The organism is Streptomyces sp. NBC_00104, assembly GCF_045160825.1.
Classification (GTDB): Bacteria; Actinomycetota; Actinomycetes; order Streptomycetales; family Streptomycetaceae; genus Streptomyces.
The window spans coordinates 296,123-322,529 of sequence record NZ_CP108215.1; the positions used below are offsets into that span (position 1 = coordinate 296,123).

Sequence of the window (26,407 nt, forward strand, 5' to 3'; positions counted from 1 at the left end):
CGCGCCCTCCTCGCGGTGCTTCCATCGCAAGCGTGTAAACGGTTTAACTCGTCAGGGTTTCCGTTCCGGGTCGGAACCGGACACCCAGGCCGTACGCCTCGTACCGCCACCGCGAGCCACAGGAGGTTGTCATGCGCATGGCATTATGGTCTGGTCCCTCGGTTGCCCGTCGGAGGTCCCTCGGCGCCTCGGCGGTCCTGGCCGTCTGCGCCGCGCTGGCCACCGGGCCGACGAGCCTCGCCTCGCCCGGCGTGACCACGGCCGTGGCCGACGATCCGACGCTTCAGGCCGCGCGCGTGATGGAGAACCTCGGGCGCGGGGTCGTGGCGGTGCGCTCCGGCAGCACCCAGGTGCTGGTCTCCTGGCGGTTGCTGGGACTCGACCCGGAGGGCATCGGTTTCGACGTGTACCGGTCCACCGGCGGCGGCGCGTACGTCAAACTCAACGCGAGCGTACTGACGGGTGGAACCAACTACACGGACTCCACGGCCGACTTGACGCGGTCCAACAGCTACCGGGTCGTTCCGGTGGTGGGCGGGCAGGAGCAGGCGCCCAGCGGGGCCTTCACCCTGACGGCCGATCACGCCACGGAGCCGGTGGTCCGCGTGCCGTTGCGCTCCGGCGGCCCGGTGAAGTTCGTCTGGGTCGGTGACCTCGACGGCGACGGCGAGTACGACTACGTACTGGACCGGCAGACCTCCCCCCAGAAGCTCGAGGCGTACAGCGGCCGCGGGCAGTTTCTCTGGGAGGTCGACATGGGGCCGAACAGCCAGAACCAGGACAACATCGAACCGGGCTCGTCCGCGATCGACGTGGGCCACTGGGACGGCGTCACCGTGTACGACTTCGACAGCGACGGCCGCGCGGAGGTCGCCCTGAAGATCGCCGACGGAGTCAGGTTCGGCGACGGGACCACCTGGACCCACGCGGACGACGCGCGTCAGTTCATGGCCGTCCTCGACGGCCGGACCGGGGCGCTGCGCAACTGGGCAGCGGTGCCGACCACCTACCTGGGCGACGGCCCGATGGGCGGGCGCCTCGGGGTCGCGTACCTCGACGGCACCACGCCGAGCCTGGTCGCCTACATGAAGAACCGGCGCGACGACGGCTCCTTCAACCTGATGGTCGCCTCCTGGCGGTTCACCGGCAGTGCGCTGAGGCAGGAGTGGACGTGGCTGCGCGGCAGCCAGAACGCACCCGACGGGCACAACACCCGCGCCATCGACGTCAACGGTGACGGGAGGGACGAGGTCGCCGAGATCGGGTTCGTCCTCAACGGCGACGGCTCCCTGCGCTACTTGATGGCACCCCAGGGCATCATCCACGGCGACCGCTTCCACCTCGCGGACATGGACCCCGGCCGACCCGGCCTCGAAGGCTACGGCGTGCAACAGGACAACCCGAGCGGGCTGCTGGAGTACTACTACGACGCCGCGACCGGTTCCGTCATCTGGAAGCACAACGGGGGCCCCTCCGACGTCGGACGCGGCATGGCGGGCGACGTCGACCCACGCCACCCCGGCATGGAGGTCTGGTCCTTCTCGGGCCTGTACAACGCCCCCTCCAACAGGCTCACCGAGCCGAACACCTCACTGCGCCCGTGGCCACAGCTGGGTCTGTGGTGGGACGGCGACCTCACCATGGAACTGCTCAACGACGGCAAGATCGAGAAGTGGAACCCGCTGAACCCGACGTCGAGCGGCAGCCTGCCCCGGCTGGTCAGCACCTGGAACCACGGTGCGGTCACGGCCGCGCAGGGCGGGCCCACCCTCGTCGGCGACATCCTCGGCGACTGGCGCGAGGAGGCCGTGTACACCAACGCCTCCTACAACGAGCTGATCATCTTCACCACGAACCAGCCCACGACCACCCGGCTGTACACGCCGGCCCACAACCCCGCCTACCGCAACGCCATGACCTTCAAGGGCTACCTGCAGTCCCACCACGTCGACTACTTCCTCGGCGCCGGCATGGCCCGGCCGCCCCGGCCGAACATCGCCTACGCGGGAGGCGGTTCCCTCAAGTAGACAGGGCGGCACAGCATCGTCACTCGGTGAAGCCCTCGCGAAACGGCCTCGGAGGCTGTCGTCTCGCCCTCACCGTCGGCGTCAGTACGGCCGGCGCGGCGGCCCAAGCCCAATACCGTCGAACCTTGCCTTGCCCACGGGGCCATGACGGTCGGATCAGGCGCCCGTCAGCCGGCGGACCGGGCTACCGGCCAGGAACGCGGTGATGTCCTCCACCGCTTCCGTGTAGAAGGTGCGGTAGTTCCGCTCGGTGACGTAGCCGAGGTGTGGGGTGGCGAGGACGTTCGGCAGCGAGCGCAGGGGGTCGTCGGCGGGGAGGGGTTCGGTTGCGAAGACGTCGAGGCCCGCTCCGGCGATCCAGCCCTCGCGCAGGGCGCGCAGCAGAGCCGTACGGTCGACGATGGCGGCGCGGGAGGTGTTGATGAGGTGGGCGTGCGGACGCATCGCGCGCAGTTCCGGCTCGCCGAGCAGGCCGCGGGTGCGGTCGGACAGGACGAGGTGGACGGACACGAAGTCGCTGCGGCGGAGCAGATCGTCCTTGCTGTCGGCCGGTTGGGCTCCGGCCTCGGTCGCTCGCTCGGTGGTGAGGTTCTCGCTCCAGGCGAGGACCTCCATGCCGAAGGCGGTGGCGACGCGGGCCACCCGGGTGCCGATCTTGCCGAGTCCGAGCAGGCCCAGGGTGCGGCCGTGCAGGTCCTGGCCGACGGTGGACTGCCAGGGGCCGCCCTCGCGCAGGGCCCGGTTCTCGGCGGTGATGTGCCGGGCGAGGCCGAGGAGGAGCGCCCAGGTCAGTTCGACGGGCGGGGTGGAACTGCTCGCCGTACCGCACACGGTGACGCCCTGGGCCCGCGCCGCGGCGAGGTCGATGGAGGCGTTGCGCATGCCGGTGGTCACCAGCAGGCGCAGCCGGGGCAGTCGGCGCAGGAGGTCGGCGTCGAAGGGGGTGCGTTCCCGCATCATGACGACGATCTCGCAGTCGGCCAGCTCGGCCACGAGCTTGTCCCGGTCGGTGACGTTCTCGCGGAGCGTGCGCACCTCGACCTGGTCGGCGAGAGGGCTCCAGTCCGCCAGGGTCAGGGCGGCGCCCTGGTAGTCGTCGAGCACAGCGCAGTGGAGGGTCATACGGACAGTCTGCCTTTCCCCGGTCCGCGCGGGGGTGTGGGTGAGGTCGGAGTTGAGACACAGGTGAAGGAGCCCCGTCGCCGCTCCCGGCGGGTGGGCCGGCGGCGTCAGGACGCGGGCCTGCGCGGGCCAGGTTACCTTCAGCGGTATGGACGGTGATCCTGGACGCTGGCGCTGGTGCGTGCTCAGCGGGTCCGTGTTCGCCGTATGCATGGCCGGCACGACGCTGCCGACCCCCCTCTACGGCCTCTACCAGGAGAAGTTCGGTTTCTCCGAGCTCACGGTCACCGTCGTCTACGCCGTCTACGCCGTCGGCGTCATCGCGGTGCTGCTGCTGACGGGCAACGTCTCGGACGCCGTGGGCAGGCGTCCGGTGCTGTGGTGGGGCCTGGGCTTCGCGGCCGCGAGCGCCGTCTGCTTCCTGTGCGCCACCGCGCTGGGCTGGCTGTACGCGGGGCGGCTGCTGTCGGGGCTGTCGGCCGGCCTGTTCACCGGGGCTGCCACGGCCTACGTACTGGAGCTGGCACCGCACGGCGGCGCCTCACGGGCCACCTTCGTGGCGACCGCCGCGAACATGGGCGGGCTCGGCTGCGGTCCGCTGCTCGCCGGGGTGCTCGCGCAGTACGCCGACTGGCCGCTGTACCTGCCGTTCGCCGTCCACCTCGCCCTGGTGGCCTGCTCGGCCATCGTCCTGCTGCGGCTTCCGGAGACGGTGCGGGAACGTCGGCCGCTGAGCACCGTACGGCCGCGACGGCCCAGCCTGCCCCCGCCGGTGCGGGCGGTCTTCGGACCGGCGGCGGCTGCCTCCTTCGCGGGGTTCGCCCTGTTCGGGGTGTTCACATCCATCAGCCCGGCCCTCCTCTCCCAGTCCCTGAACGTGCACAACCACGCGGTGAGCGGGCTGGTCGTCGCGCTGGCCTTCTTCGCCTCCACCGTCGGGCAGCTGGCCGTCGGCCGGGTCGGCGTGAGCCGGTCACTTCCGCTGGGCTGCGGTGGCCTCCTGGCCGGGCTGGCTCTGCTGGCGGGCGCGCTGCGCTGGGAACTGCTGCCGCTGGTGGTGCTGAGCGCCGTCGTCGGCGGGGCCGGGCAGGGGCTGGCGTTTCGGGGAGCGCTGTCCGCCGTGGCCTCGGTGTCCGAGGCGGACCGGCGCGCGGCCGTGATCTCGGCGCTGTTCGTGGTGGCCTATGCGGGTATCTCGGTGCCGGTCATCGGCGTGGGGCTCCTGTCGGAGTCGATCGGCCTGGAAGACGCCGGGCTGGTGTTCATCGCGTGCATGGCTGTTCCGGTTTCGGCCGCAGGCGTCTATCTGCTCCGGCGGCCGGTTCCGGCGCCGGAGGCCGACAGGGTGCGCTGACCGAGCGTTCGGGCATCTGGTGCTGGGGCCCTGCCTGGGGGACCTGCGTCGCCGCCGGGCCTGGGGCGTCCAGGGCCCGGCGCATCACATGCTGAGGAGCGACGCGTTCGAGGACGGCACCGGCGGCGTGCCACGAGGGTGGCGCAGGGGCGCTCGGGTCGGGCGGCGCGGGTGCTGCCGCGTCGGCCGCCGTGCCCGGCATCGGTGACGTGCTCCAGCCGGTCGACGTCGTCCGACCCACGTCTGTCAACGTGCGGCCTGATGGCGTCCCTTGAGGCGAGGAGTCGTCGCTGCGGTCTCCGGCAGCACGACGCCGACCACGACCGGTCTGGTCAGGAGGCCTGCCGGGCGGGGCACGGGCGAGACGTACGGGCTCGACGGCGCCGTCGGCGCCGTCGGGGCCGTCGGGGCCGTCGGGGCCGTCGGGGCCGTCGGGGCCGTCGGGGCCGTCGGGGCCGTTCGGCCAAAGCGGGGCTCTTGCTAAGGCGTGTGGTGCACGACAAAGCTTGCGTGGTCCCTGCTCGCCGCCTGTGACCTGGAGTCCTGCCATGCCCCGCCTGATCCCGGACACCCGGCCGCAGCGCGTCCTCGCGGCCTCGAACTTCGTCTACACCATGGGCAGCGGCCTCTATCTCACTGCCGGAGTGCTGTACTTCACCCAGGCGGTTCACCTTCCGGCGGGCACGGTGGGACTCGGCCTGGGCTTAGCCGGTCTGGTCGCGCTGGCCCTGGGTGTCGGGGTCGGTCATCTGGCGGACAGACATGGAGCACGCGGGGTCTACACGGTCACCCTGGTGATCCAGGCACTGGCCACGGCCTGCTTCGTACTGGCGGACAGCTTCTGGCCGTTCGTGCTCGCGGTCTGCGCGGCCGCCGGGGCGAAGACGGCCGGAACCGCCGCACGCTCCCCGCTCATCAGGCACTACGGAGGAGACCGGCCGCAGGAGTTCCGGGCCTACCTCCGTGCGGTGACCAACCTCGGCATCTCGCTCGGTGCCGTGCTGGCGGGCTGGGTGGTCCAGGTCGGCACGCTCACCGCCTATCAACTGATGGTCGTCGGCAACGCGATCGCCTTCCTGGTCTCCGCGGTGGTCCTGGTCCTCCTCCCGCCGGTCGCCCCGCTCCCCGGCGTCGGCGGCCCCCGCTGGACCGCCCTCCGCGACCGCCCCTACCTGCTCCTCACCGCCCTCGACGGCGTCATGGCCGTCCAGTTCAAGGTGCTCACCGTGGGCATCCCGCTCTGGCTCGTCGGTGCCACCACCGCCCCGCACTGGCTCATCTCGGGCACGATCCTCACCAGCACCGTCATCGTCATCGCGTTCCAGGTGCGCGCGAGCCGCAGCATCGTTTCCCCGGCGGCCGGCGGAGACGCCTATCGCAGGGCGGGCGTCGCCTTCCTCGTCTCCTGCTCGCTGATCTCCCTGGCCGCCGGCATACCGGCGTGGGCCGCCGCGGCCCTGCTCATCACCGCTGCGGTGATCCACACGATCGGCGAACTGTGGTATTCCGCGGCGGGCTTCGAGGTGTCCTTCGCCCTCGCCCCGCAGCACGCCACCGGCCAGTACCTGGGCGTGTTCGGCCTGGGAGCGGGACTGGCCGACGCCCTCGGGCCGGCTCTGATCATCTCGCTCTGCATCACCTGGGGCCGCCCCGGGTGGTACGTCGTGGGAGCCCTGTTCGCCCTGACGGGCCTGGCGGCGCCGCTCGCCGTCCGCTGGGCGCAACGCACGCAGCACGCCCGGCGGACGCACCCCGAACCTGCGGAGAACGCGTCAGCCGCAGGGCCCGTGTGAGCTCAGCGGGCGACGAGGCGCACGGTGGCGTGCGCCGGGCCGTTCACCGTGATCGAACGCAGCGGTTCCGTGTCTCCGGCCGGTTCGACGACGGCGACCGACTCCGCGAGTGTCTCCAGGAGCATCCGCGTCTGGTGGCGGGCCATGGTGCTCCCGATGCAGACGTGCTCGCCCGTGCCCAGGGCCAGATGACGGTTGGGCTGCCGACCGAGGTCGAACCGGTCGGGTTCCGGGAACACCGACTCGTCCCGGTTGGCCGAGGGGATCCACAGCACGACCCGGTCCCCGGCGGCGATGCGCCGGCCCTGGATGCGGGTGTCCGTGGTGGCCGTCCGCATGCTGTGCGTGGCGCTGCTCGTCCAGCGCAGCACCTCCTCCGCCGCGGTCCTGACGAGTTCGTCGTCCCGCTCCCGCACCAGCCGCTGCCACTGCCGCGGATGCGCGGCGAGGGCGAGGATCCCCGAGGCCATCGACAGGCCCGCGTTCTCCGACGCCCCGACGAGGTTCTCGACCCCCAGCAGGATCTCGGTCTCGGTCAGCAGGTCGTCCTGCACCTCGTTGTTGACGAACATGCCCATCGCGTCGTCCGCGGGCGCCTCCATCCGCGCGTACATCAGGTCGATGAAGTAGCGCATCAGCATGAGGTGGCTGGTGAGGGGTCTGCCGGACTCGAACGCCTCCGTGGTCCACCTCAGCAGCCGCTCGCGGTCCTTGGGCGGTACACCGAGCAGCCTGCCGATGTTGTGGCTGGAGAGCCGGGCTCCGATGTCGTGGACCACGTCGCAGGTCCCCGAGGCGACGGCGCGGGTCACCACCGAGCGGATCTCGGCGCGCATCTCGTCCGCCAGGGAGCGGGCGCACCGTTCGCTGAACCGGTCGGCGACCTGCCCCCGCAGGGCGCGGTGCCGGGGCGGATCGGTCAGGGCCATGGTCAGACCGCTGCCGGGGTCCTCCCCCAGCTCCGTCGGCCGCAGCAGGACGCCCCGCGCCGAGCTGAAGACGGCCGGGTTCTGGTACACGTCCCGGATGTCCTCGTACCGGGTGAGCGACCAGAAGCCCGGCAGGTCGCCCGGTTCGTGCCAGTGGACCGGGGCGTGCCGTCGCATCCAGCGCCACAGCCCGTACACCTCGCCGGAGGCGTGCAGCTCCGGGTCGACGACGTCGGCGGGGGTGAAGGCGATGACGGTCATGGCGCGGCTCCCGCGGCGATCAGGGCAAGACGGTCATGGAAGCCGTTGAGCAGCTTCGGCGCGGTGGCCTCGGCGACGGCGTCACACCGGAAGGAGAGCACCACGTCGAGGGCGCCGTCCTCGTCGGGCCACACTTCGAGGTGCAGTTCCAGGGGAAGGGCCGCGTACGGCCGGCGCAGATGCGTGGAGACGACGCCGGGCAGGTCGAGCCGGGGCGGAGCGTTGTCCTGGAGGGCGAAGAGGGACTGGAACACCGGCGGCCGGCCGGGCGTCGTCGTCGCGACGCCCTGCGCGACGGCCGTGAAAGGGACATCGCTGCGGCCGAAGGCCCGGTGGACCCGTCCGCCGGTCTCCCGGATGCCGTCCTCGCCACCGCGCAGGGCGGCGCCGCGAAGGCGCACCGGCACCATGTTGATCCGACAGCCGATGGCCTGCTCCAGCTCCAGGACGGTGCGCTCGGCGACGGGCACGCCCACCGCGAAGTCCCGCTGCCGGCAGACCTCGGCCATCGTGTCCGCCCAGGCCGACAGGAGCACCACGAACCGGCTCACCCCGAGCGCCGCGCCCCGTGCGTCGAGGTGTGCCGTGACGGGCGCGGGAACGGACATGTGGAGGTGCCCCGTCCCGGTCTCCCCGGGGCCGGGCCGTTCGGGCCAGCGGATCTCGGGCACGTCCTGGAACTCCGCCGTCACCCGCGCCGTCCTCCCCGCCGCGTCCGTCCCGGCGGTGGCCGCCGCCGTCAGCCGGGCGCGCTCGGCCAGGGTGGGCGGGGCGTATCGCGGCTCGCGTCCGGCGTAGGCGTCGGACAGGTCTCGCGCCAGGACGGATTCCGACCGGCCGTCGAAGACGATGTGGTGGACGAGCACCCCGAACAGCCGGCCGCCCGTCTCCGTCACCGGCACCAGCGCGGTGCGCCACAGGTCGGCGTCCTGGGGTTCGAGGGGCTCCTCGAAGAGCCGCCGCAGCGCGCGGACCGCCTCGTCCACGGTCGGCCGGGCGTCCAGGAGTTCCAGGGGCGGGGCGGAGATGTCGGTGACCTCGGCGTGGGGCCGGGGATCCGGCCGGAAGGCCGTGCGCAGCGTCTGGTGCCGCTCGTGCACGGCGGCGACGGCCGCCTCCAGGCGGTCCTGGTCGAGCGGGCCGTCCAGGTGCCATGTCATCAGGCAGTACGGGGACCGGTCCTGCGGCGCCGTCAGATGGCGGGTGAGGAAGACCGACTCCATGGCGGTCAGCGGGACGTCACCGGTCGGCCGCGGTGCGGCGTCCGTGTCCCGCGCCGACCGCAGCCAGGAGCCGAGGTGTTCGGCCGACGCGTGCTCGTACAGGCGTGACAGCGGAACCGGCCGCCCGGCCTGCTTCCCGATACGCGTGCAGGCACGGGCGGCCTGCAGCGAGGAGCCTCCCAGCGCGAAGAACGACAGGTGCGGCGGTACGGCCGGTCTGCCCAGCACGGCGGCGAACGTCTCGGCCACCAGTCGGACGAGGGGGTCGCCGACGGGACCGTGGTGGCCCCCGACAGACGGCTCGGCGGACGGCTCGACGGACGCCCCGACGGACACCTCGGGCACGCTCGCCAGCAGCGCCCGGTCGTCCAGCTTGCCTCTGCCGGTCAGGGGGAAGGAGTCGACGAAGGCGACGTCGACCGGGCGTTGGTAGGCGGGCAGGTGGCGGGCGAGGATCGCCGGTACGTCCGCAGGCGCGCCGCCGGCGGCGCGGTGGGGCACGCAAAAAGCCACGAGTTCGAAGGCGCCGCCGAGTGCGTTCCAGCGCGGGACCACCCGGCAGTCGGCGACGGACGGGACCAGGCGCACGATCTGCCGCTCCACCTCGACGGGTTCGACGCGGTTGCCCCAGACCTTCACCTGCCGGTCGATCCGCCCGCGGAACTCGACGATCCCGTTCTCGTCCCGGACACCCAGGTCGCCGGTGCGGTACAGCCGGACCCGCTCACCGCCGATGTCGGCGTCCGTGAACTTCTCGGCGGTGAGAGCCGGTTCACCGAGGTAGCCGTGGGCCAGGCCGTCGCCCGCGACGCAGATCTCCCCCGGCTCCCCGGCCGCGCAGGGGCGTTCGCCCCGGAGGACGAAGACGGAGGTGCCGGGTACCGCCCGCCCCAGCGGGATGCCGCCGGGCCGGGCGCAGTCCGCGGCGGTGATGCGGTGCGTGGTGGTGAACACCGTGCTCTCGACCGGGCCGTAGCCGTTGATCAGAGCCGTGTCGGGGAACCGGTCGAGGAAGCGGGCGACGTGGCGCGCGGACAGGCGTTCACCGCCGATGACGACCTGGGACAGGCCGCTCATCGCCGCCAGGTCCTCGTCGACGATCAGGTTGAACAGGCTGCTGGTCAGCCACGCCGTGTTCACTCCGTGGTCGGCGACCAGCGCGCGCAGGGCCTCGGCCGTCAGGAACGGCTCGCCGATCAGGGCGCAGGTGCCGCCGTTGTACAGCGCGGCCCAGAGTTCGAGGGAGAACGCGTCCCACGGCAGCGCGGCCGCGAGGGGGATGACCGTGTCCCGGTCGAAACGTGCGAAGGTGCCGGGCCGGAAGAGTCGTGCCGTCGCCCGGTGCGGGGTGATCACTCCCTTGGGCCGGCCCGTGGTGCCCGAGGTGAAGAACACGCAGCAGGCGTCGGAACCCCGTACCGCCACCGCGGCGCGGGCGGGGCGCTCCCCCGTGCCGTCCTCGGCGGGTGTCCACAGCGGCGCGGACAGCTGTACCGCCGTGCCCGGCCGGGCGACGACGAGGGGCGGCCGGAGCTGTTCCACCACCGCGTCGAGGCGGGTGGGCGGCCAGTCCGGATCGAGCAGCGCGTACGCGGCGCCGAGTTTGAGAACGGCCAGCGCGGTGGCGACCAGGTCGACGGATCGCGGCATCAGGATCGGCACGAGATGGCCCTGTCCGACACCGGCGGCGGCGAGTCGGCCGGCTAATCGCTCGGCGCGGTCGTCCAATTCACCGTACGACACCCGGGTGTTACCGGCAATGAGGGCTATGCGCCCCGGTTGGGCGCGCGCGTGCGCGGCGAAGACATCGTGCAGTCCTTCCCCCGGTGATTCATTCGACTGCAACTCGTCGGCTCCCTTCGCAATCAGGAGCGTACGACGTTGCCATGTCTGATCGTTTCCTGCCAGCCTCCTTTTCATAAAAAGGGGTTGAGGATGACTGCATCATGAATATGATCACGGGGCGACACGGCATCAGCGCAGCATGAGATGGAAATATCCGATTTCCAACGGCATGATGGGGGACGTTGTGACGAGTCGGGATCGTTCCCTGGACATCGCGGTCACGGGCATCGCGGCGCGGTTACCGGGCCCCCGTGGACTCGACGACTGGTGGGATTCCCAACTCCAAGGGAGCGTGCACAGCAGGAGATACACGCGAGAGCAGTTGCTCGCGGCCGGAGTGCCCGCCGCGTTGGCCGCCGCCCCGGACTATGTGCCCGTACGCGGCCATCTCGACGACTGGGACCGCTTCGACCACGACTTCTTCCAGATCCGGGGGCGCGAGGCCGAACTGATGGACCCTCAGCATCGCTGGATGCTGGAGGTCGCCTGGAACGCCCTGGAGGACGCGGGGGTTCCGCCCCGGGACGGCACGGAGGTGACCAGCGTCTACGCGTCCATGACGGGCAGCGGCTACCTTCGCGCGATGGTCCGTGGCGGAGACCTCGACGCGGGCCTGCTGGACGATGTGATCCACGGGACCGAGCCGGACTTCATGGCGAGCCGTGTGGCGTACAGACTCGGTCTGACCGGACCGGCCTTCGCCGTGCAGACGGCCTGCTCCTCCTCTCTCGTGGCCGTACACCTGGCGGTCCAGGCACTGCTCGGCGGCGACTGCGACCAGGCCCTCGTGGTGGGAGCCGGCTTCGGCTACCCCCAGGCGGGCCATCTGCACCAGCCGGGCGGCGTCCTGTCCGCGACGGGTGCGTGCCGGCCGTTCGACCGGCACGCGGACGGGGTGATCGCCGGGTCCGGCGCGGGTGCCGTGGTGCTGCGCCGCCTGTCGGACGTCACCGGGGACGACCCCGAGCCGTACGGCGTCATCCTGGGCAGCGCGATCAACAACGACGGGCACACGAAGGCCGGTTACTACGCGCCCTCCTCCGCCGGGCAGGAACGGGTCATCGGCGCGGCGTTGAGCGCGGCGGACGTCGACGGCGGGTCCATCGGCTATCTGGAGGCCCACGGCACGGGCACCCGGATCGGGGACCCGATCGAGTGGACGGCGGCAAGCACCGCGCTGCGCGGGGCGGGAGCCCGGCCGGGCAGTGTCGCGGTGGGCGCGCTGAAGGCCGTCATCGGCCACCTGGACGCCGCCGCGGGCGTCGCGTCGCTGATCAGAGCCCTGCTCGTGGTGCGCAGCGGTGTGATCCCTCCCCTCGTGGGGTTCACCGAGCGCAATCCCCTGCTGGAGACCGAGGACTCTCCCCTGTACATACCCACCGAGGCCGTCCCCTGGACCGGGGAACGTCCGCGGCGGGCCGGGGTGAGCGCCTTCGGTATCGGCGGCACCAACGCGCACGTCGTGATCGAACAGGCGCCGCCGCGCGAGCCGCTGGGCTCCGGGGCAGGGGCGTCGCGCGAGCAGGCCGTCCCCTCCCCCGTACCCGGGGCACCGGCTCCCCGCGAACGCCTGGTGCTCCTGTCCGCGGCGGACCCCGAGGCGCTCGGCCGTGTGGCCGACGGCCTGGCCGCCCACCTCAGGACCCACGACCCGGATCTCGGCGAAGTCTGCGGCACTCTGGTCAACGGCCGCCCCGCCCTGGGCGAGCGTCTCGCGGTCACCGGCCGGACGAGTGCCGAGGTCGCCGAGCGCCTCGTCGGCCGGACCGGGGTGTCCCGGGGCACCGTGCCGGTGACGGGCCCCGCTCCCGTGGTCTTCCTCTTCCCCGGCGGAGGCACCCAACGCCCGGCCATGGCCGAGCCGTTCATCGCCCTCCCCGGGTTCCGCCGGGCGCTGGACCGATGCCTCGCGGCCTTCGCCGCCCCGTCGGCGGACCGGATCCGGCAGGCGCTGTTCGACCCGGACTTCCCCGCCGACGAGCTGAACCGGCCCGCACTGGCGCAGCCGGCCCTCTTCGCCGTCGGCCACGCGGCGGCGGCCGCACTCATGGAACTGGGGGTCCGGCCGGCCGCGGTGTGCGGACACAGTTCCGGCGAGATCACCGCGGCCACGGTCGCCGGGGTCTTCCGTCTGGAGGACGCGGCCGCGTTCATCGCGGAGCGCGGCCGGGCCATGCAGGACTGCCCGGAGGGCGCGATGCTGGCCGTCGGGGCGGACGTGAAGCAGGCCCTCGGCCTCGCCGAGGAGTGGGGTCTCGACCTCGACGTGGCCGCGGTCAACGGCCCGGACTCCTGTGTGCTGGGCGGGCTTGCCGAGGAGGTCGACGCGTACCTGCGGCGCGTCGGCGACACCTGCTTCGTACGGCGCCTGCGCTACTCCCACGCGGGCCACTCCCGGTTGATCGAGCCCGCGCTGCCCGCGCTCACCGGGGCGATGGCACGGATCGAACTCCGGCCGCCGAACCTTCCGATCGCGCTCAACGTGTCCGGACGGGTCGTCGTGCCCGGCACCCGCCTCCCGCGCGACATGTTCGTCACGCAGGTCCGGCAGTCCGTGCTGTTCGGCGCCGCCCTGGACTCGCTGGCCGAACACGTGCCGGGCGCCCTGGCCGTGGAGATCGGTCCGGGGCGCCCCCTCTCACCGGCGGCGGAGGCGGCCGGTTTCCCCGCGGTCGCCCTGGACCGGGCCAGGGACGCGCCGGGAACGACCGCGCTCGCCGGCGTCGGCGCCCTGTGGACCCTGGGGCAGCCGATCGCGCGGGACGCGCTGACCGGCGGCGGCCGCAGGACCAGGCTGCCCGGCTATCCCTTCTCGGGGCCGCGCTCGGTGGCCCCGGAAGCGCTGGCCCCTCCCCCGGACTCGCCCGCTCCCGCGCCCCGTCCGGAACAACCGGGCGAAGACCCGGAACCCGAGATCCCGGCCCCCGTCGACCCGGCGGAGGGAGTGACACGGATCTGGGCGGAACTGCTCGGCCGTGACGATTTCCCGGCGGACGCCGACTTCTTCGCCGAGGGCGGCGACTCGCTGCTGATCACCCGGCTCATTCGCAGGGTCAACAGCGAGTTCGACGTGCGTGTCCCCGTACGCGAGATGCTGGCCCGGCGAACGCTGAACGGCCATATCGCGGTGGTCCACCGAATCCGGGACGAAACCGACCGCTAATCAGAATCCTCGTCATGGGCAGGCGAACACAATTCGACTGCCCCGCAACACGGATTACCCAATTCCGCTTATTGCATGGGGGAGTTCATCTCTTGTCGGCCCTGCCACACATGAAAGCAACCGGCGAACCACTGCCCGAAGTCGCGTTCGTACCCGCACACGAAGTGGTGGCCCGCCTGGCCGCCGACCGTCCCGCGGCAGTCGCCGTACGCTGCGGCGGCGTCGCCGTCACCTACGGCGAGTTGATCTCCTGGTCCCGGCGGTTGTCCCACCGCCTCGCCTCCGCCGGCGTGGGCGTCGGCGACCGGGTCGCCGTCCTCGCCGAGCCCTCCGCCGCGATGATCGCGACCGTGCTCGGCGTCCTCGGCGCGGGCGCCGCCTATGTGCCCATCGATCCGGCCCAGCCGGATGCCCGCGTCGCCACGATCCTCCACGACGCGCGGGTGAAGGCCGTCGTGGCCACGGCACACACGCGACATCGGGCGACCGGTTCCCACACGCCCGTCGTGACGGTCCCGGACATCCCCGACGAGGAAGCGGACACCACGGCCTCCGGCTCCTTCGCCGCCCCCGTCGGACCGGCGGACCCGGCCTACCTCATCTACACCTCGGGCAGTACGGGCGAACCCAAGGGCGTCGTCGTCGAGCACCGCAATCTCGCCGCCTCCACCCGGGCCCGCCTCATGCTATACCCGGGGAACCCGACCTTCCTCCTGGTGTCACCGCTGGCCTTCGACTCGTCGGTCGCCGGGATCTGGGGGACGCTCCAGGCGGGCGGCTGCCTGGTCGTGGCGTCCGCGGACGAACTGCGCGACCCCGATCGGCTGGTCTCCCTCGTCAGCCGTCACCGTGTGACCCGCGTCCTGTGCGTGCCCACTCTCTACGGGCTGCTGCTCGACGCCGCCGAACGCGCCGGTACCGGTCCACTGGCCTCCCTGCGCCAGGTGATCGTGGCGGGCGAGGCCCTGCCGCGGTCACTGGTCGACCGACACTTCACGCTCCACTCCCCCGAGGTGGAGCTGGTCAACGAGTACGGCCCGACCGAGACGACCGTGTGGGCCACCTTCCACCGCTTCACCGGCGCCGAACCGGTCAGCATCGGCGGCCCGGTCCCGGGCACGCTGCTCCACGTCCTCGACGACGGGCTCCAGCCCGTACCGCCGGGCACGGAAGGCGAGTTGTTCATCGGCGGGGCCGGGGTGACACGGGGATACTTCGGCCGCCCCGAGGCCACGGCGGCGGTCTTCCTCGACGACCCCTTCGCCGGCGAGCCCGGCGCGCGCATGTACCGGACCGGTGACATCGTGCGCCGGAACACGAACCACGGGCTGGACTTCATCGGCCGCGCGGACGACCAGGTCAAGGTCCGCGGCCACCGCGTGGAACTCGGTGCGGTCGAGTCGACGCTGCGCCCGCTGGAAGGCGTCCAGGACGCGGTCGTCCTGCCCGACGCACGGGGATCGGGCCTGATCGGCTTCGTCGCCTCACGGGAGGGCGCGGACCCGGTCGCGCTGCGCCGCGCCCTCGCGCGGGAGCTGCCCTCCGTGATGGTGCCCGGCGAACTGCGGGTCCTGCCGGAACTGCCGCGCAACCTCAACGGCAAACTCGACCGCGCGCTGCTGCGGACGCTCGCCGCGGAACCGCTCACCCCCCGCCCCTCGGCCGCGCCCCTCTCCGACGAACCGCTCACCACCCGCCCCTCGGCCGCGCCCCTCCCCGACGAACCGCTCACCACCCAGGTGACCGCCGCCTGGTCGGAGGTGCTCGGCGTGGCCACGGTGCCGCCGGACGTCAACTTCTTCGATCTCGGCGGCCATTCGCTCGCCATGTTCAAGCTGCAGGACGCGCTGGAGCAGCACTGCGGGCTGCGGCCGTCGATCGTCGCCCTGTTCCAGGAAACCACCGTGGCGGCACAGGTCACGCTCATCCGGACCAGTCGTGAGCAGGGGGAGGACGCGTCGCCGTCCACCTCCGCCGAGGCGGCCCGCCGGGCCCGTACGGCCCGGCTCCGCCAGCAGCGCGCGCGGAAGGGGGCCCGCCAGTGACCGCGCACACCTCGCGCTGGCTCACGCGCGACACCGCCCGGCCCGAAGCCCCTATACGTCTGGTGTGCTTCCCGCACGCCGGGGGGTCGGCCGGTTTCTACCGTTCCTGGGGCCAGTCACTCACCGAGGTGGAGGTCCATGCCGTCCAGTACCCTGGGCGCGCAGAACGGCTCGACGAGGAACCTCCGCACGATCTCGTCCGGCTCGCCGCCGACATCGCCGAAGCGCTCGAACCGCTGGCTGATCTCCCGCTCGCCTTCTTCGGACACAGCCTGGGCGCTCCCATAGCTCTGGAGACGGCGCGCGCGCTGCAGCGCCGGGGCATCCACATCGAGCACCTGTTTGCCTCGGGCTCCCGTGACGCCCCGCTGCCCACCGGCCTCGTCGCCGAGGAGGACCCCGACCGGCTGCTCGACGATCTGGTCAGGATGGGCGGCACCGACGCGGAGATGGCGGCCGACCCCATCTTCCAGGAGGTGGTCCTGCCCTATCTGATCGCCGACGGCCGCATGTTCCACGACTACACCATGGCGCCCGAACCGTTGCTCGGCTGTCCGGTCACCACCATCGTCGGCGACCGGGACGACGACGCGGACCGCCGCCCGTGGAGCGCGTTGAGCACGGCTCCCGTCCAGGAGGTCAGCGTCCCCGGCAACCACTTCTACCTCATCGCCGACCCGCCCTACTCCGTCCTGCATAAGGCCCTCTCCGTACCGCGCCCCGATTCCTGCTGAATTGCGGAGAACGGCAGAAGTGAACGGCCGTAGCAATGCCGGAAACGCAAAGATTCGAACATCCGGGCGTGGTAGCGTGCTCCGGAGTTAACGGGGAGGGGGCATTTGTTGATCGACGTCGACATGGGCTCGGTGTTCGCGGAAGTCAATGAATTACGGGGAGAGCTCGGACCGCCTTCCTCGTTCCGCGAGGCGGACACCCTCAAGGAGTTGGCCCGCCGGCTCGAAGGATCCACTCACTTACGGCGACAGCCGATAGTCCAGGCCTTTCTGGAGGACCTCGGCACCTTCGTTCCCGGATCCAGACTCCGGGCCACGAAGGAACACATCAACAGCCGTCGGGACAACCACATCTTCTCGTTGTTCGACGCCTCGTACTTTCCGTCCCTGTCGCTCGACTACCTCACCTACGAGGTCCTTCCCTCCGACCCGCACCTCGCCGAGCGGTACTACAGCAACACCGCTCCGGTCACTGTCACAGGGCAGTCCGACGGCTTCCGGTCGCGGGTGGTGGTGGCCCTGTTCCCGGAGAACCACTTCGACGGGATCCAGGATCCGGACGACCTCATCTTCTATTTCATCGACAAGTTCGTCGAACGGCACAACCGGATCACCCGGAAGATGATCGACGCGGTGATGGCCGAGGGAAGCTTCCCGCTCCTTCAGGGAGCGACGGACAAGCAGGTGGAGCAGGCCTCTTCCTGGTGGGTGAGACTGCACGAATACCACCACCGGCAGGGCGACATGCCGATCCCCGAATTCCTGTCGGCGAAGAAGTACAAACCCCTGGCGGGACTCGAAGAACTGCGCGTGGACGTCTCCGCGATGCTGGTCCTGCTCAACGACCACAAGCTCCCGCGTGAGCAGGCGCGGACCGCGTACGAGTACATCCTCGCCGAGCGGCTGCTGCGCTACGCCGTCGAGGGCATCCCGCGGCCCAACTACGACGCCGTCGCCTCCCAGCTGCTCTTCGGGTACCTGAGCGAGCACGACGGGATCCGGGTGACCGGCGGCACGATCGGGCTGAGCCCGGACCTCCCGGTGGTCCTGGCACGGTTCCTCGGCGCGATCCAGGACATCGAGCGCAGGATCCACGAGGAGCCGGTCGCCGCCGTCCGTCAGCGGCTGCTGGAATTCACCAACCGGTACACGGACTACGATCCCGTGGCCCGCGACTACCGCTACATCCCGTTCTTCGCCGATGTGAAAGAACGACTCGGCGTCTGACCCCGGCCACGTATCGGCCGATTCAGCGAACCTCGTCATACTCACACTTCTCTGGAGTGATCGTGACTGCTGCAACCGAGTTCTCCCTCTCCGACCGGACCGAACTCGACGAGCGGGTGGACCAGGAAATCGACCGGGCGGGACTGCGGCGGGCGGACAACGAGTTCTTCGGCACCGCACGCACCGCCGTGTCCGTCTCCCCACAGGCCGCGCTCACCATAGGCGTGTGGTGGCGGGCGATGACCAAGAGCTTCATGTTCAGCACCATCGCCGGAATGGGCGAGATGGCCCGGGCCTTCTCGGCGCAGGACGCGCCGACGCACGACGTCCTCGGCGCCTTCCAGACGGTCTACCGGGTGATCGGCGACGACCTCGACAACGCTGCCCCGGAGTTCCGGGCCGTCGCGCCGCGCGGTCCGGCCGGCATCCACTACGTGTGGTGGGACGACACCATCGTCGCCCCGCTGGCGGCACGGCTGGGCGAGGACGAGCTGCGGAAGGCGGCGAAGCTGCCCGAGGGCATCGGCGAGCTCCTGGCGAACATGGACCGGCTCGCGAGCTCCCCGCTCGGGGCGGCGATCCAGCTCCGGGTGGTGGAGACCATCGCGCTGGACATCGCCGTGGCCTTCCGTCGGCTCTACGCGAAGGTCTCGGTGGACGGGGAGCGGGTCTTCGCCGACAACGACCAGTTCGCCTGGATCGACTCCCACATCAAGGCGGAGACCGTGCACGCGGCGCAGGTCAGCGACGACGAGACCGGCATGACCTGGGTGGTCACGGACCCGGCGCAGGCGGCCGAGTTCCTCGTCCTGGCCAGGGAGTACTCCGCCAACTGGTCCCGCGCTCTGGCGTGCTTCGCCGGCTGTCTCACCGACGTCCCGCCCGAGTCCGTCGGCTCTCCCGGGGCCGCGGACTCCGTGGCCGCGCGTGCCTGACCTGCCCGGCCCATGGAGATCGTGGACCGCTACGGCCTGGCGCTCGCCCTGATCGAGCCCTCGGAGCTGGCCGGGGAACCCTGGACCAGGTCCGATCAGTACATCGACGTCGTCCGACTGCCCAACCCCCCGGCCGACACCTGGGACGAACTCGCGCGCCGGGGGTTCGTCCGCAAGCCGTCCCTCCTCACCTGGGTGGCGGAGCTCGGCGCGGACGAGGACGGGTTCCTGGCCGGCCTCGACCGCTCGGCGCGCCAGACCGTCCGGCGGGCCCGGCGCCAGGCAGCCGCGGCCGGCGTGCGCGAGACGGTCGAGGACCCGGTGACACCGGACACGCTCGACCGGTTCCTCGCGCTCTACCAGGAACGGGTGGCCGACATGCGGTACGGCGTCCCGTTCGCGCTCGACCACCGGGACGCCATCCTGCACGGGCCGCGGAAGTTCTTCGGGGTCTTCGCGTACGACGGGGAGGAGCTGGTCGGCGGCTGTCTCGCGCTCGAATGCCCGGCGGTGAACACGCTGGTGCTCCGGTTCTCCGCGGTGAGCGCGGCGTACCGGCGGTCCAGTCTTCCCCGCGTCATCTACTTCTCCGTGCTGCGGGCGGCCCGGGCCAGGGGGTATGCGCGGGCGACGCTGGGAAACGAGCCGAATCTGATGGGCCATCTGACCCAGCCGGGGCTGCTCCGTTTCAAGACCGGGCTGGGGTTCCGCGCGGTGCCCTCCCACGAGTGCGCCGATCCCCAGGCCTCCGACGAGGCCGATCTCGTCCTGCGTCTGAAGGCCCTCAGCGATCCGACGCTCATCCTCGGGTACGCCGGGCGGCGGCTGGCCGCGCATCTGATCAGCGAGAAACCGATGGAGGCGGCGGAGGCACAGCTCTACACCGCGCCGTTCCTGGAGCCGACGCCCGTCCACCATCACCCGGAGTGGACGGACTGAACTCCCGGACCGACTCCCACTCCCGGACCCACAAGCCGATCCCCGGAACGGGCCCACGCGGTCCGCACCCACAAGCCGGACCCCTCGGACCGGACCCACGGTCCGAACCCGGCGGCTCAGGCCACGGGCACGACCGGAGCGACCACCCGGCCGGGGTCCCCGCCGATCAGGGAGTCCCGTACGAGACGGCCGATCTCGTGCGGGCTGCCCAGCTCTACGGCGCTCACCGCGTCCAGACGGGCCAGTTGCTCTTCCGTGAGCGTGACGGTGAGGGACGTGAGGTACTCCTCGAGCTGGTCGGCGCTGCGCGGGCCGATGACCGGTACGAACGCGGTCGTCGAGCCCGCCGCGCGGCCGCGCAGCCAGGCGAGCGCAACCTGGGGGGCCGAGAGTCCGGTCTCCTCGGCCACGGCGAGGACGGTGTTGACGACCGCCTCGATCCGGTCGGTGTCGTTGCGGGGGTGGCGGCGGTTCTCGTCGCTGACCCAGCCGGCCGCCGTACGCCGGTACTTGCCGGTGAGGAGTCCGCCGCCCAGCGGTGACCACAGGGCCGCGCCGAGGCCGAGCGCCTCCGCCATGGGCAGCAGTTCGCGCTCGCCGGTGCGGTTGACCAGGTTGTACTCCGTCTGGATGCCGATGACGGGGGCCCAGCCGCGCAGTTCCGCGATGGTCACGGCCCGGGAGACGCGCCAGGCGGGGAAGTTGGAGAGACCGGCGTAGAGGATCTTGCCGCCGCGTACGAGCTGGTCGACGGCGGTCAGGATCTCCTCGGCGGGGGTGAGCGTGTCGGGGAAGTGCGCCCAGTACAGATCGATGTGGTCGGTCCTCAGGCGTTTCAGGCTGGACTCGACGGAACGGATCATGTTCTTGCGGCTGTTGCCGGTGTCGGAGATGCCCGGGCGGACGGAGTCGCTGTTGGTGAACTTCGACGACAGGACGAAGTGGTCGCGGTCGGCGGCGAGGAACTCTCCGAGCAGCTTCTCCGACTCGCCGAACTGATAGCAGTCGGCGGTGTCGATGAAGGTGCCGCCCGCCTCGGCGAACCGGTCGAAGACCTTGCGGGCGTCCTCGCGTCCGGCGCCGTCGCCTCGTCTGGCCCACATGAGTCCGGCGGCCTCGGGATGTGCCCCGACGCCCGCGCCGAAGTTGGCCGTACCGAGGGCGAACTCCGACACACGCAGCCCGGTGTTCCGGCCGAAGGTCATGTAGCGCATGGCTCTCCTGGGGTCCTGGCGAGTACTGAGCTGGTGGCGGGACGGGGCAGGGCCTAGGCGGACGTCTTCGCCTCGACCCAGTCGAAGACACCGCCGAGCACCTCGCGGTGCTGCTCTCTGCCCAGCATCGAGAGGTAGCCGGGGACCGGGTTCACTTCGAGGATCACATAGCCGTCCGGGGCGGGGAGGATGTCCAGGCCGGCCAGGGTGATGCCCATGGCCCGGGTGGCGCGCAGCGACAGTTCGACCAGTTCGTCGGGGGCCTCGAACCGTTCGAAGGTCGCGCCCTCCATGGTCTTGCAGCGCCAGGAGCCCGGCGCCGGGAGCTTGAGCATGTTGATCGGGGTGGCCTCCCCGGCGACCGTGATCCGGTACTCGCCGCCCGCCGTCGGATAGAAGCGCTGGCACACCAGGGTCGGGTAGCGCGACAGCAGGTCCTCGGCGACGGCCTTGTCGGCGGCGAAGTCGGCGACGCGTTCCACGTCGGTGCCGCGATAGCCGAAGGAGGGCTTGAGGATGACCTCGCCCCACTCCTGGCAGGCCTCCTCGACATCCGCGAGCGAGGTCGCCGAGCGGATGGGCGGCACGGGCAGTCCGGCGGCGGCCAGCCGCTGGGCCATCAGAAACTTGCTGTATCCCGTCACCCAGACGTCCGCCGGGTCGAAGAGCCGCAGGCCGGGCACGTCGCTGAGCATGGTCAGCCGCTCGACGCGGTCCTGCCAGTCGTCGCCGTACAGCTTGGAGCGGTTGATGACGGCGTCGAAGGCCTCCGCGGGCTCCCCGCCCAGGGTGAGCGCCACGCCGGACGGGCCGGGGCGATAGGCGATCTCCTCGAGCGTGAAGAACGACATTTCATGCCCGCGCTCCCGACCGTACTCCACCAGGCTTATGCCATCGGGATCGATTCCCGAATAGTCCCAGCCGAGCAGGCCTATCTTCACCGTGCCTCCAGTGCTCTCGCGCATTGCCGTAGACAGAGCGGACGCCGTGGCAGCCTCACGCTCTCCGCCTCCGCCTGTCAAGTGCTTTATCGCTAAAGCGCACGGGACGCGGATCGCCGCAATCGTGGACACTGCACGCTTTTGAACGAAGGGTGAGGGCGCTGTGTGTTTGATAAACAGAATCGGATTTCCCCGTTCCGCCTACCGCGGCCTTCGGTCATCCTCTAGGCTCGGCCACCGGATTCGTGCTCACGTATCAATCTCGAAGTACGAAGACTCGAAGTACGGAGAGCGGGGGCGCTTCAGTGGGTAAATGGGACACGTTGGTTATTCCGGAACCCGAGACGGCCGCGAAATACCGGGCAGCCGGCTGGTGGCGGGAGGAAACGTTTCTGGCCGACTTGGCCGAAGCGGCCCGTACCAAAGCGGACCATCCCGCCGTCATCGCCTACGAGGGCCGGGAACTCGCCAGGGTGGTGAGCTACGCCGAACTGGCCGACCTGGTCGAGCGGTTCGCCGCCGCGCTCACCGAACTCGGCGTCGTACGCGACGACGTGGTCGCCTTCTACCTGCCGAACCGCTGGGTCCTGACACCCCTGTACCTGGCCTGCCACCGGGTGGGGGCCATCGCCTGCCCGGTGATCCCCGCGCTGGACGTGCGTGAACTGGCCCAGGTGCTGGAGGAGAGCGCCGCGCGGATCTGCGTCACGGTCGACCGCTTCGACGACATCGACTACGGCGCCCGGCTGGCCGAGGCGGCCCCCGCGTCCCTCGCCCATCGGGTCGTGGTGGGCGACGCCGCCGCCACCGGCGCGGTCGACTTCGACGAGTTCTTCGTCCGGATGCCGTGGGAGCAGCGGCACGACCTCCCGACAGCACAGCAGTCGGGCCCCGACGACCCGGCGCTGCTGCTCTACACCTCCGGCACCACCGGCCGGATGAAGGGTGTCGTGCACAGCCAGAACACCCTGCACGCGGCGGTGCTCGCGGTCTGCGAGCCCCACCGGCTCACCGGGGACGACGTCATCTCCATCCCCAACTTCGCCACACACATGGCCGGGCTGACCTACGCCTGCTACATGCCGCTGCTCCTGCACGCCACCTGTGTGATGCAGGAGGCCAACCGGGACATGGAACTGCTTCTCGATCTCATCGCCGCCCAACGTGTCACCTGGGCCTACGCCTCTCCCGCGTACCTCGTCGACCTGCTGGCCGCCCAGCGCAAGGAGCCGCGCGACACCGCGAGCGTGGCGCAGATCGTGTCCGGATCCGCCCCCATCCAGCCGCAGTTGATCGCCCAGGTGCGCGAGGTCTTCGACATCCCCGTGCGCGCCCTGTGGGGCATGACCGAGAACGGGGCCGTCACGGTGACCCGGGACGACGACCCGGAGGGCTGGGCAGGCCGCAGCGACGGCCGCGCGGAGCCCTGGATGGAGCTGCGGATCGCCGTCGAGGAGGGCGGCGACGCCGGGCGGCTGCTGGTGCGCGGGGCTTCGCAGTGCCTGGGGTATCTGGGCCGGCGCGAGGTCTACGAGGCCTGTCTCGACGAGGACGGCTGGTTCGACACCAGCGACCTGGCCCGTGACGACGGCCGGGGCGGCATCCGTATCGTCGGCCGCAGCGTCGACCAGATCACCCGGGGCAGCGGCCAGAAGGTCTCCACCCTGGAGGTCGAGTCCGTGCTGACCCGGCATCCGGCCGTCAAGGAGGTCGCGCTCGTCGGCTACCCCGACCCGCGGATCCCGGGCGGCGAGTTGGTCTGCGCCGTCATCGTGCCGGAGGGCGAGCCGCCCACCCTGGAGACGCTGCACGGCCATCTCGCGGACGAGCGGATGGCGAAGGTGCTCTGGCCCGACCGGGTCCAGTTCGTCTGGGAGCTGCCCAAGAACTCGCTGGGCAAGGTGCTGCGGCACCCCCTGCGCGATCGTCTCGAGATCGAATACGCCGCCCGCCGATGACGGCGTCCGCGCGCACCGCCGCCGACACCTCGGAGTCCCCCGAGGACGACAACGGCAGCCGGCGGCGGTCGGTCGCGCTCGCGGTGATCTCCTCGGCGCAGCTGATGTTCCTGCTGGACGCGACCATCGTCAATGTGGCGCTGCCCGACATCCAGGAGTCGCTGCGTCTGGACGGCTCCGCCCTGGAGTGGGTCGTGGCCTCGTACTCGATCGCCTTCGGCGGGCTGTTGATGCTGGGCGGCCGGGCGGGTGACATCCTCGGCAGGCGGCGTCTGTTCATGACCGGCGTGGCGGTCTTCACCGTCGCCTCGCTGCTCGGCGGGTTCGCCACCGAGGCGTGGCTGCTGACCGTGTGCCGTACGGCGCAGGGGGTGGGCGCCGCGGCGGCCTCGCCCGCCGCGCTGTCGCTGATCGCGGTGACCTTTCCGGAGGGGCCGGGGCGCAACCGGGCCGTGGGCTGGTACACGGCCGTGGCCACGGCCGGCGGCGGCGTGGGGCTGCTGGCCGGCGGGTTGATCACGGTGTATCTGTCCTGGCGCTGGGTGATGTTCGTCAACGTCCCGCTCGGCGTGGCGATTCTCGCCGTCGGCGCCGGGGTGCTGCGCGAAACACCCCGCGCACGTGGCGCGTTCGACGTCCTGGGCGCGGTCACCGGCACCCTCGCCGCACTCCTGCTGTGCTTCGGGCTGATCGACGGCGCCTCGGGGGGCGGCAACTGGTCCTCGGCCCCGGTCCTGGGCGCACTGGGCACGGCGGCCGTGCTGCTGCCCGTGTTCGTGCTGATCGAGCGGCGCAGCGCCCAACCGCTGGTGCCGTTACGGCTGTTCGTCGACCGCACCCGCTTGGGCACCTACGCCGTGACGGCGCTCATCAGCACAGCCGTGTTCGGCATCTTCTTCTTCCTCACCCTCTTCCTGCAGCAGGTCTGGGACTACAGTCCGCTGCGTACCGCGCTCGTCTACCTCCCACTGACCTGCCTGCTCGTCATCGGGGCCAAGGCCGGCTCCCCGCTCCTCGCACTGTTCGGCACCCGCGCGCTGGTCTGCGGCGGTCTACTGGTGGCCACCACCGGGATCCTGTGGCTGGCGAGGATCGGCGAGTCGGACGGTTACGCCACCGGGATGCTGGTGCCGACCGTGCTGACGTACGCGGGTCTGGGCGTCACCGGGGTGCCGCTGACTCTGGCCGCCCTCTCCAGGGTCGCCGACGAGGACTCGGGCGCGGCTTCCGGACTGGTCAACATGGCCCGGCAGATCGGCGGCGCGACCGGACTGGCGGTGCTCGGCGCGGTGGCGTGGTCGTCCGGGGCCGGGGGGTCGGGCGAGGCCGGGGCCGGACTGTCCACGGGGGTGGCCCGGGGGTTCGCCGTGGCGGCCGGTCTCACCCTGCTGGCACTGTGCGTGGCGGCCGCCACCCTGCCCAGGAAGGGCCGGTGAGCGGCTTGTCGGACGTCCTGGTCGTCGGGGGAGGCATCGCGGGCGCCGCGGCCGGGTACTTCCTGGGCCGCTCCGGCGGCCGGGTGACGCTGCTGGAGGCCGAGCGGGCTCCGGGCACGCACGCGACGGGGCGGTCGGCGGCGCTCTTCTCCGAGTACTACGGGACCACCGTCGTACGGGAGTTGACCGTGGCGTCCCGCGCCTTCTACGAGAGACCTCCGGCGGGGTTCTCGCCCGTCACCGCATTGCTGCGGCCGCGTGGTGTCCTCGCCCTCGGGACCCCGGACACCGGGCGGGAGTTCGACGCCGCGAAGGCCTCGGGCGCGACCGCTCCGCGGCCGGTGGTCGAGCTGGACCGCGACCAGGCGCTCGCCCTGTGCCCGGCGCTGCGGCCCGGTGCCTTCGACCGCGCGCTGTACAAGCCGGGGGCCCGCGACATCGACACGGACGCCGTACTCCAGGGCTTCCTGCGTGGTCTGAAGGCAGCCGGCGGGACTGTCGTGACCCGCGCACGGGTGCACGGCCTGACCTTCCGCCGAGGGCGGTGGCACGCCGCCACGGCGGCCGGGGAGTTCTCCGCGCCGGTCGTGGTCGACGCGGCGGGTGCCTGGGCCGATCAGGTGGCGGTGTCGGCCGGTGTCGCCGTCCAGGGCCTGGTGTCGTACCGGCGCACGGCGGCGCTCGCCTCCGTCCCGGAGGACCGGGCGTCGGCCTACCGGGCACCGGCGGACCGCTCCGGCGACGAGCTGGGCCGCGGCCACCCGGGGCCGCCCCACCCGCGTCGCCCGGGAGCCGAGGGCCCGCCCGGCGGTACGGCGGCCGGCGTCGCGGGCTGGCCGATGATCGCCGACGTGGCGGACACGTTCTACGCCCGCCCGGAGTCCGGTGGGCTGCTGATCTCGCCCGCCGATGCCACGCCCGTCCCGCCCGGTGACGTACGGCCCGACGACCACGACGTGGCGCTGGCCCTCGAACGGTTCCGGGCGGTGGTGGCGCTGCCGGTGCGGCACATCCGCCGGGCCTGGGCCGGGCTGCGCACCTCGACGCCCGACGACACCCCCGTCATCGGCCCCGACCCGGACGCGCCCGGCTTCTGCTGGCTCGCCGGACTCGGCGGCTACGGGATCCAGACAGCCCCCGCGGCGGGCGCGCTGCTCGCCGCGCTCATCGCGGGGCACGAGCCACCACCCGGGCTCACCACGGCCGTCGCGGGCGTCACCCCTGCCCGCACCGGCCGGTCGTGACAGCCACCTCTCTGGCG

17 protein-coding genes are annotated in these 26,407 nt (G+C 71.6%); 12 read left to right on the top strand and 5 right to left on the bottom strand.

Going from position 1 to position 26,407, the window contains the following annotated elements:
• The first annotated feature begins 137 nt into the window (after positions 1-137).
• Positions 138-2,027 (top strand): hypothetical protein, encoded by a 1,890-nt coding sequence (locus OG272_RS01115; RefSeq protein WP_405892197.1) that lies wholly within the window; start codon positions 138-140, stop codon positions 2,025-2,027.
• Positions 2,028-2,183: 156 nt separating this feature from the next.
• Here OG272_RS01115 and OG272_RS01120 read toward each other — a convergent pair whose 3' ends face one another.
• Positions 2,184-3,149: a D-2-hydroxyacid dehydrogenase family protein gene (locus tag OG272_RS01120; RefSeq protein ID WP_326573325.1), complete on the bottom strand. Its 966-nt coding sequence runs from the start codon at positions 3,147-3,149 to the stop codon at positions 2,184-2,186.
• Between the two features lie 148 nt (positions 3,150-3,297).
• On the opposite strand from OG272_RS01120, the gene OG272_RS01125 reads away from it, so the two are divergent.
• Positions 3,298-4,503, top strand: a complete 1,206-nt coding sequence (locus OG272_RS01125) for an MFS transporter (protein WP_326573327.1) — start codon at positions 3,298-3,300, stop codon at positions 4,501-4,503.
• Between the two features lie 548 nt (positions 4,504-5,051).
• Positions 5,052-6,296, top strand: a complete 1,245-nt coding sequence (locus tag OG272_RS01130; RefSeq protein WP_326573329.1) for an MFS transporter — start codon at positions 5,052-5,054, stop codon at positions 6,294-6,296.
• Positions 6,297-6,298: 2 nt separating this feature from the next.
• Here the strand turns inward: OG272_RS01130 and OG272_RS01135 are convergent, their stop codons facing one another.
• The gene (locus OG272_RS01135) at positions 6,299-7,486 is read right to left on the bottom strand and encodes a cytochrome P450 (RefSeq protein WP_326573331.1); all 1,188 of its coding nucleotides are present in this window, start codon (positions 7,484-7,486) and stop codon (positions 6,299-6,301) included.
• Positions 7,483-10,554, bottom strand: coding sequence for an amino acid adenylation domain-containing protein (locus OG272_RS01140; protein WP_405892199.1), 3,072 nt, complete (start codon positions 10,552-10,554; stop codon positions 7,483-7,485). The genes OG272_RS01135 and OG272_RS01140 overlap by 4 nt, the downstream gene beginning before the upstream one ends.
• Positions 10,555-10,726: 172 nt before the next feature.
• Here OG272_RS01140 and OG272_RS01145 point away from each other — a divergent pair, with 172 nt between their 5' ends.
• From OG272_RS01145 to OG272_RS01170, 6 genes are all read left to right on the top strand, one after another.
• Positions 10,727-13,717, top strand: a complete 2,991-nt coding sequence (locus tag OG272_RS01145) for a type I polyketide synthase (RefSeq protein ID WP_405895970.1) — start codon at positions 10,727-10,729, stop codon at positions 13,715-13,717.
• Positions 13,718-13,827: 110 nt separating this feature from the next.
• Positions 13,828-15,762: a non-ribosomal peptide synthetase gene (locus tag OG272_RS01150; RefSeq protein ID WP_405892200.1), complete on the top strand. Its 1,935-nt coding sequence runs from the start codon at positions 13,828-13,830 to the stop codon at positions 15,760-15,762.
• Positions 15,759-16,496: an alpha/beta fold hydrolase gene (locus OG272_RS01155; RefSeq protein ID WP_328222152.1), complete on the top strand. Its 738-nt coding sequence runs from the start codon at positions 15,759-15,761 to the stop codon at positions 16,494-16,496. Before OG272_RS01150 ends, OG272_RS01155 begins: the two co-directional genes overlap by 4 nt.
• Positions 16,497-16,604: 108 nt before the next feature.
• Positions 16,605-17,723: a DUF6421 family protein gene (locus OG272_RS01160; protein ID WP_326573339.1), complete on the top strand. Its 1,119-nt coding sequence runs from the start codon at positions 16,605-16,607 to the stop codon at positions 17,721-17,723.
• A 62-nt stretch (positions 17,724-17,785) separates the two neighbouring features.
• A complete protein-coding gene (locus tag OG272_RS01165) occupies positions 17,786-18,658 on the top strand; it encodes a DUF6202 family protein (protein WP_405892201.1) in 873 nt (290 codons plus the stop codon).
• 12 nt (positions 18,659-18,670) lie between these two features.
• Positions 18,671-19,597, top strand: a complete 927-nt coding sequence (locus OG272_RS01170) for a GNAT family N-acetyltransferase (RefSeq protein ID WP_327731910.1) — start codon at positions 18,671-18,673, stop codon at positions 19,595-19,597.
• A gap of 116 nt (positions 19,598-19,713) precedes the next feature.
• On the opposite strand, the gene OG272_RS01175 is transcribed toward OG272_RS01170, so the two are convergent.
• Entirely contained in the window at positions 19,714-20,811 is a 1,098-nt protein-coding gene (locus OG272_RS01175; RefSeq protein WP_328222154.1) for an aldo/keto reductase, read from the bottom strand.
• Positions 20,812-20,864: 53 nt separating this feature from the next.
• The gene (locus OG272_RS01180; protein ID WP_326573347.1) at positions 20,865-21,662 is read right to left on the bottom strand and encodes a hypothetical protein; all 798 of its coding nucleotides are present in this window, start codon (positions 21,660-21,662) and stop codon (positions 20,865-20,867) included.
• 413 nt (positions 21,663-22,075) lie between these two features.
• Here OG272_RS01180 and OG272_RS01185 point away from each other — a divergent pair, with 413 nt between their 5' ends.
• Genes OG272_RS01185 through OG272_RS01195 form a run of 3 tightly spaced genes read left to right on the top strand, consistent with a single transcriptional unit; the run spans position 22,076 to position 26,390 of the window.
• Positions 22,076-23,710, top strand: a complete 1,635-nt coding sequence (locus tag OG272_RS01185) for an AMP-binding protein (RefSeq protein ID WP_405892202.1) — start codon at positions 22,076-22,078, stop codon at positions 23,708-23,710.
• Positions 23,707-25,146 carry an MFS transporter gene (locus OG272_RS01190; RefSeq protein ID WP_405892203.1) on the top strand — a complete coding sequence of 480 codons (1,440 nt, stop codon included), beginning with the start codon at positions 23,707-23,709 and terminating at the stop codon, positions 25,144-25,146. Before OG272_RS01185 ends, OG272_RS01190 begins: the two co-directional genes overlap by 4 nt.
• Entirely contained in the window at positions 25,143-26,390 is a 1,248-nt protein-coding gene (locus OG272_RS01195; RefSeq protein ID WP_405892204.1) for an NAD(P)/FAD-dependent oxidoreductase, read from the top strand. Before OG272_RS01190 ends, OG272_RS01195 begins: the two co-directional genes overlap by 4 nt.
• Positions 26,391-26,407: the final 17 nt, after the last annotated feature.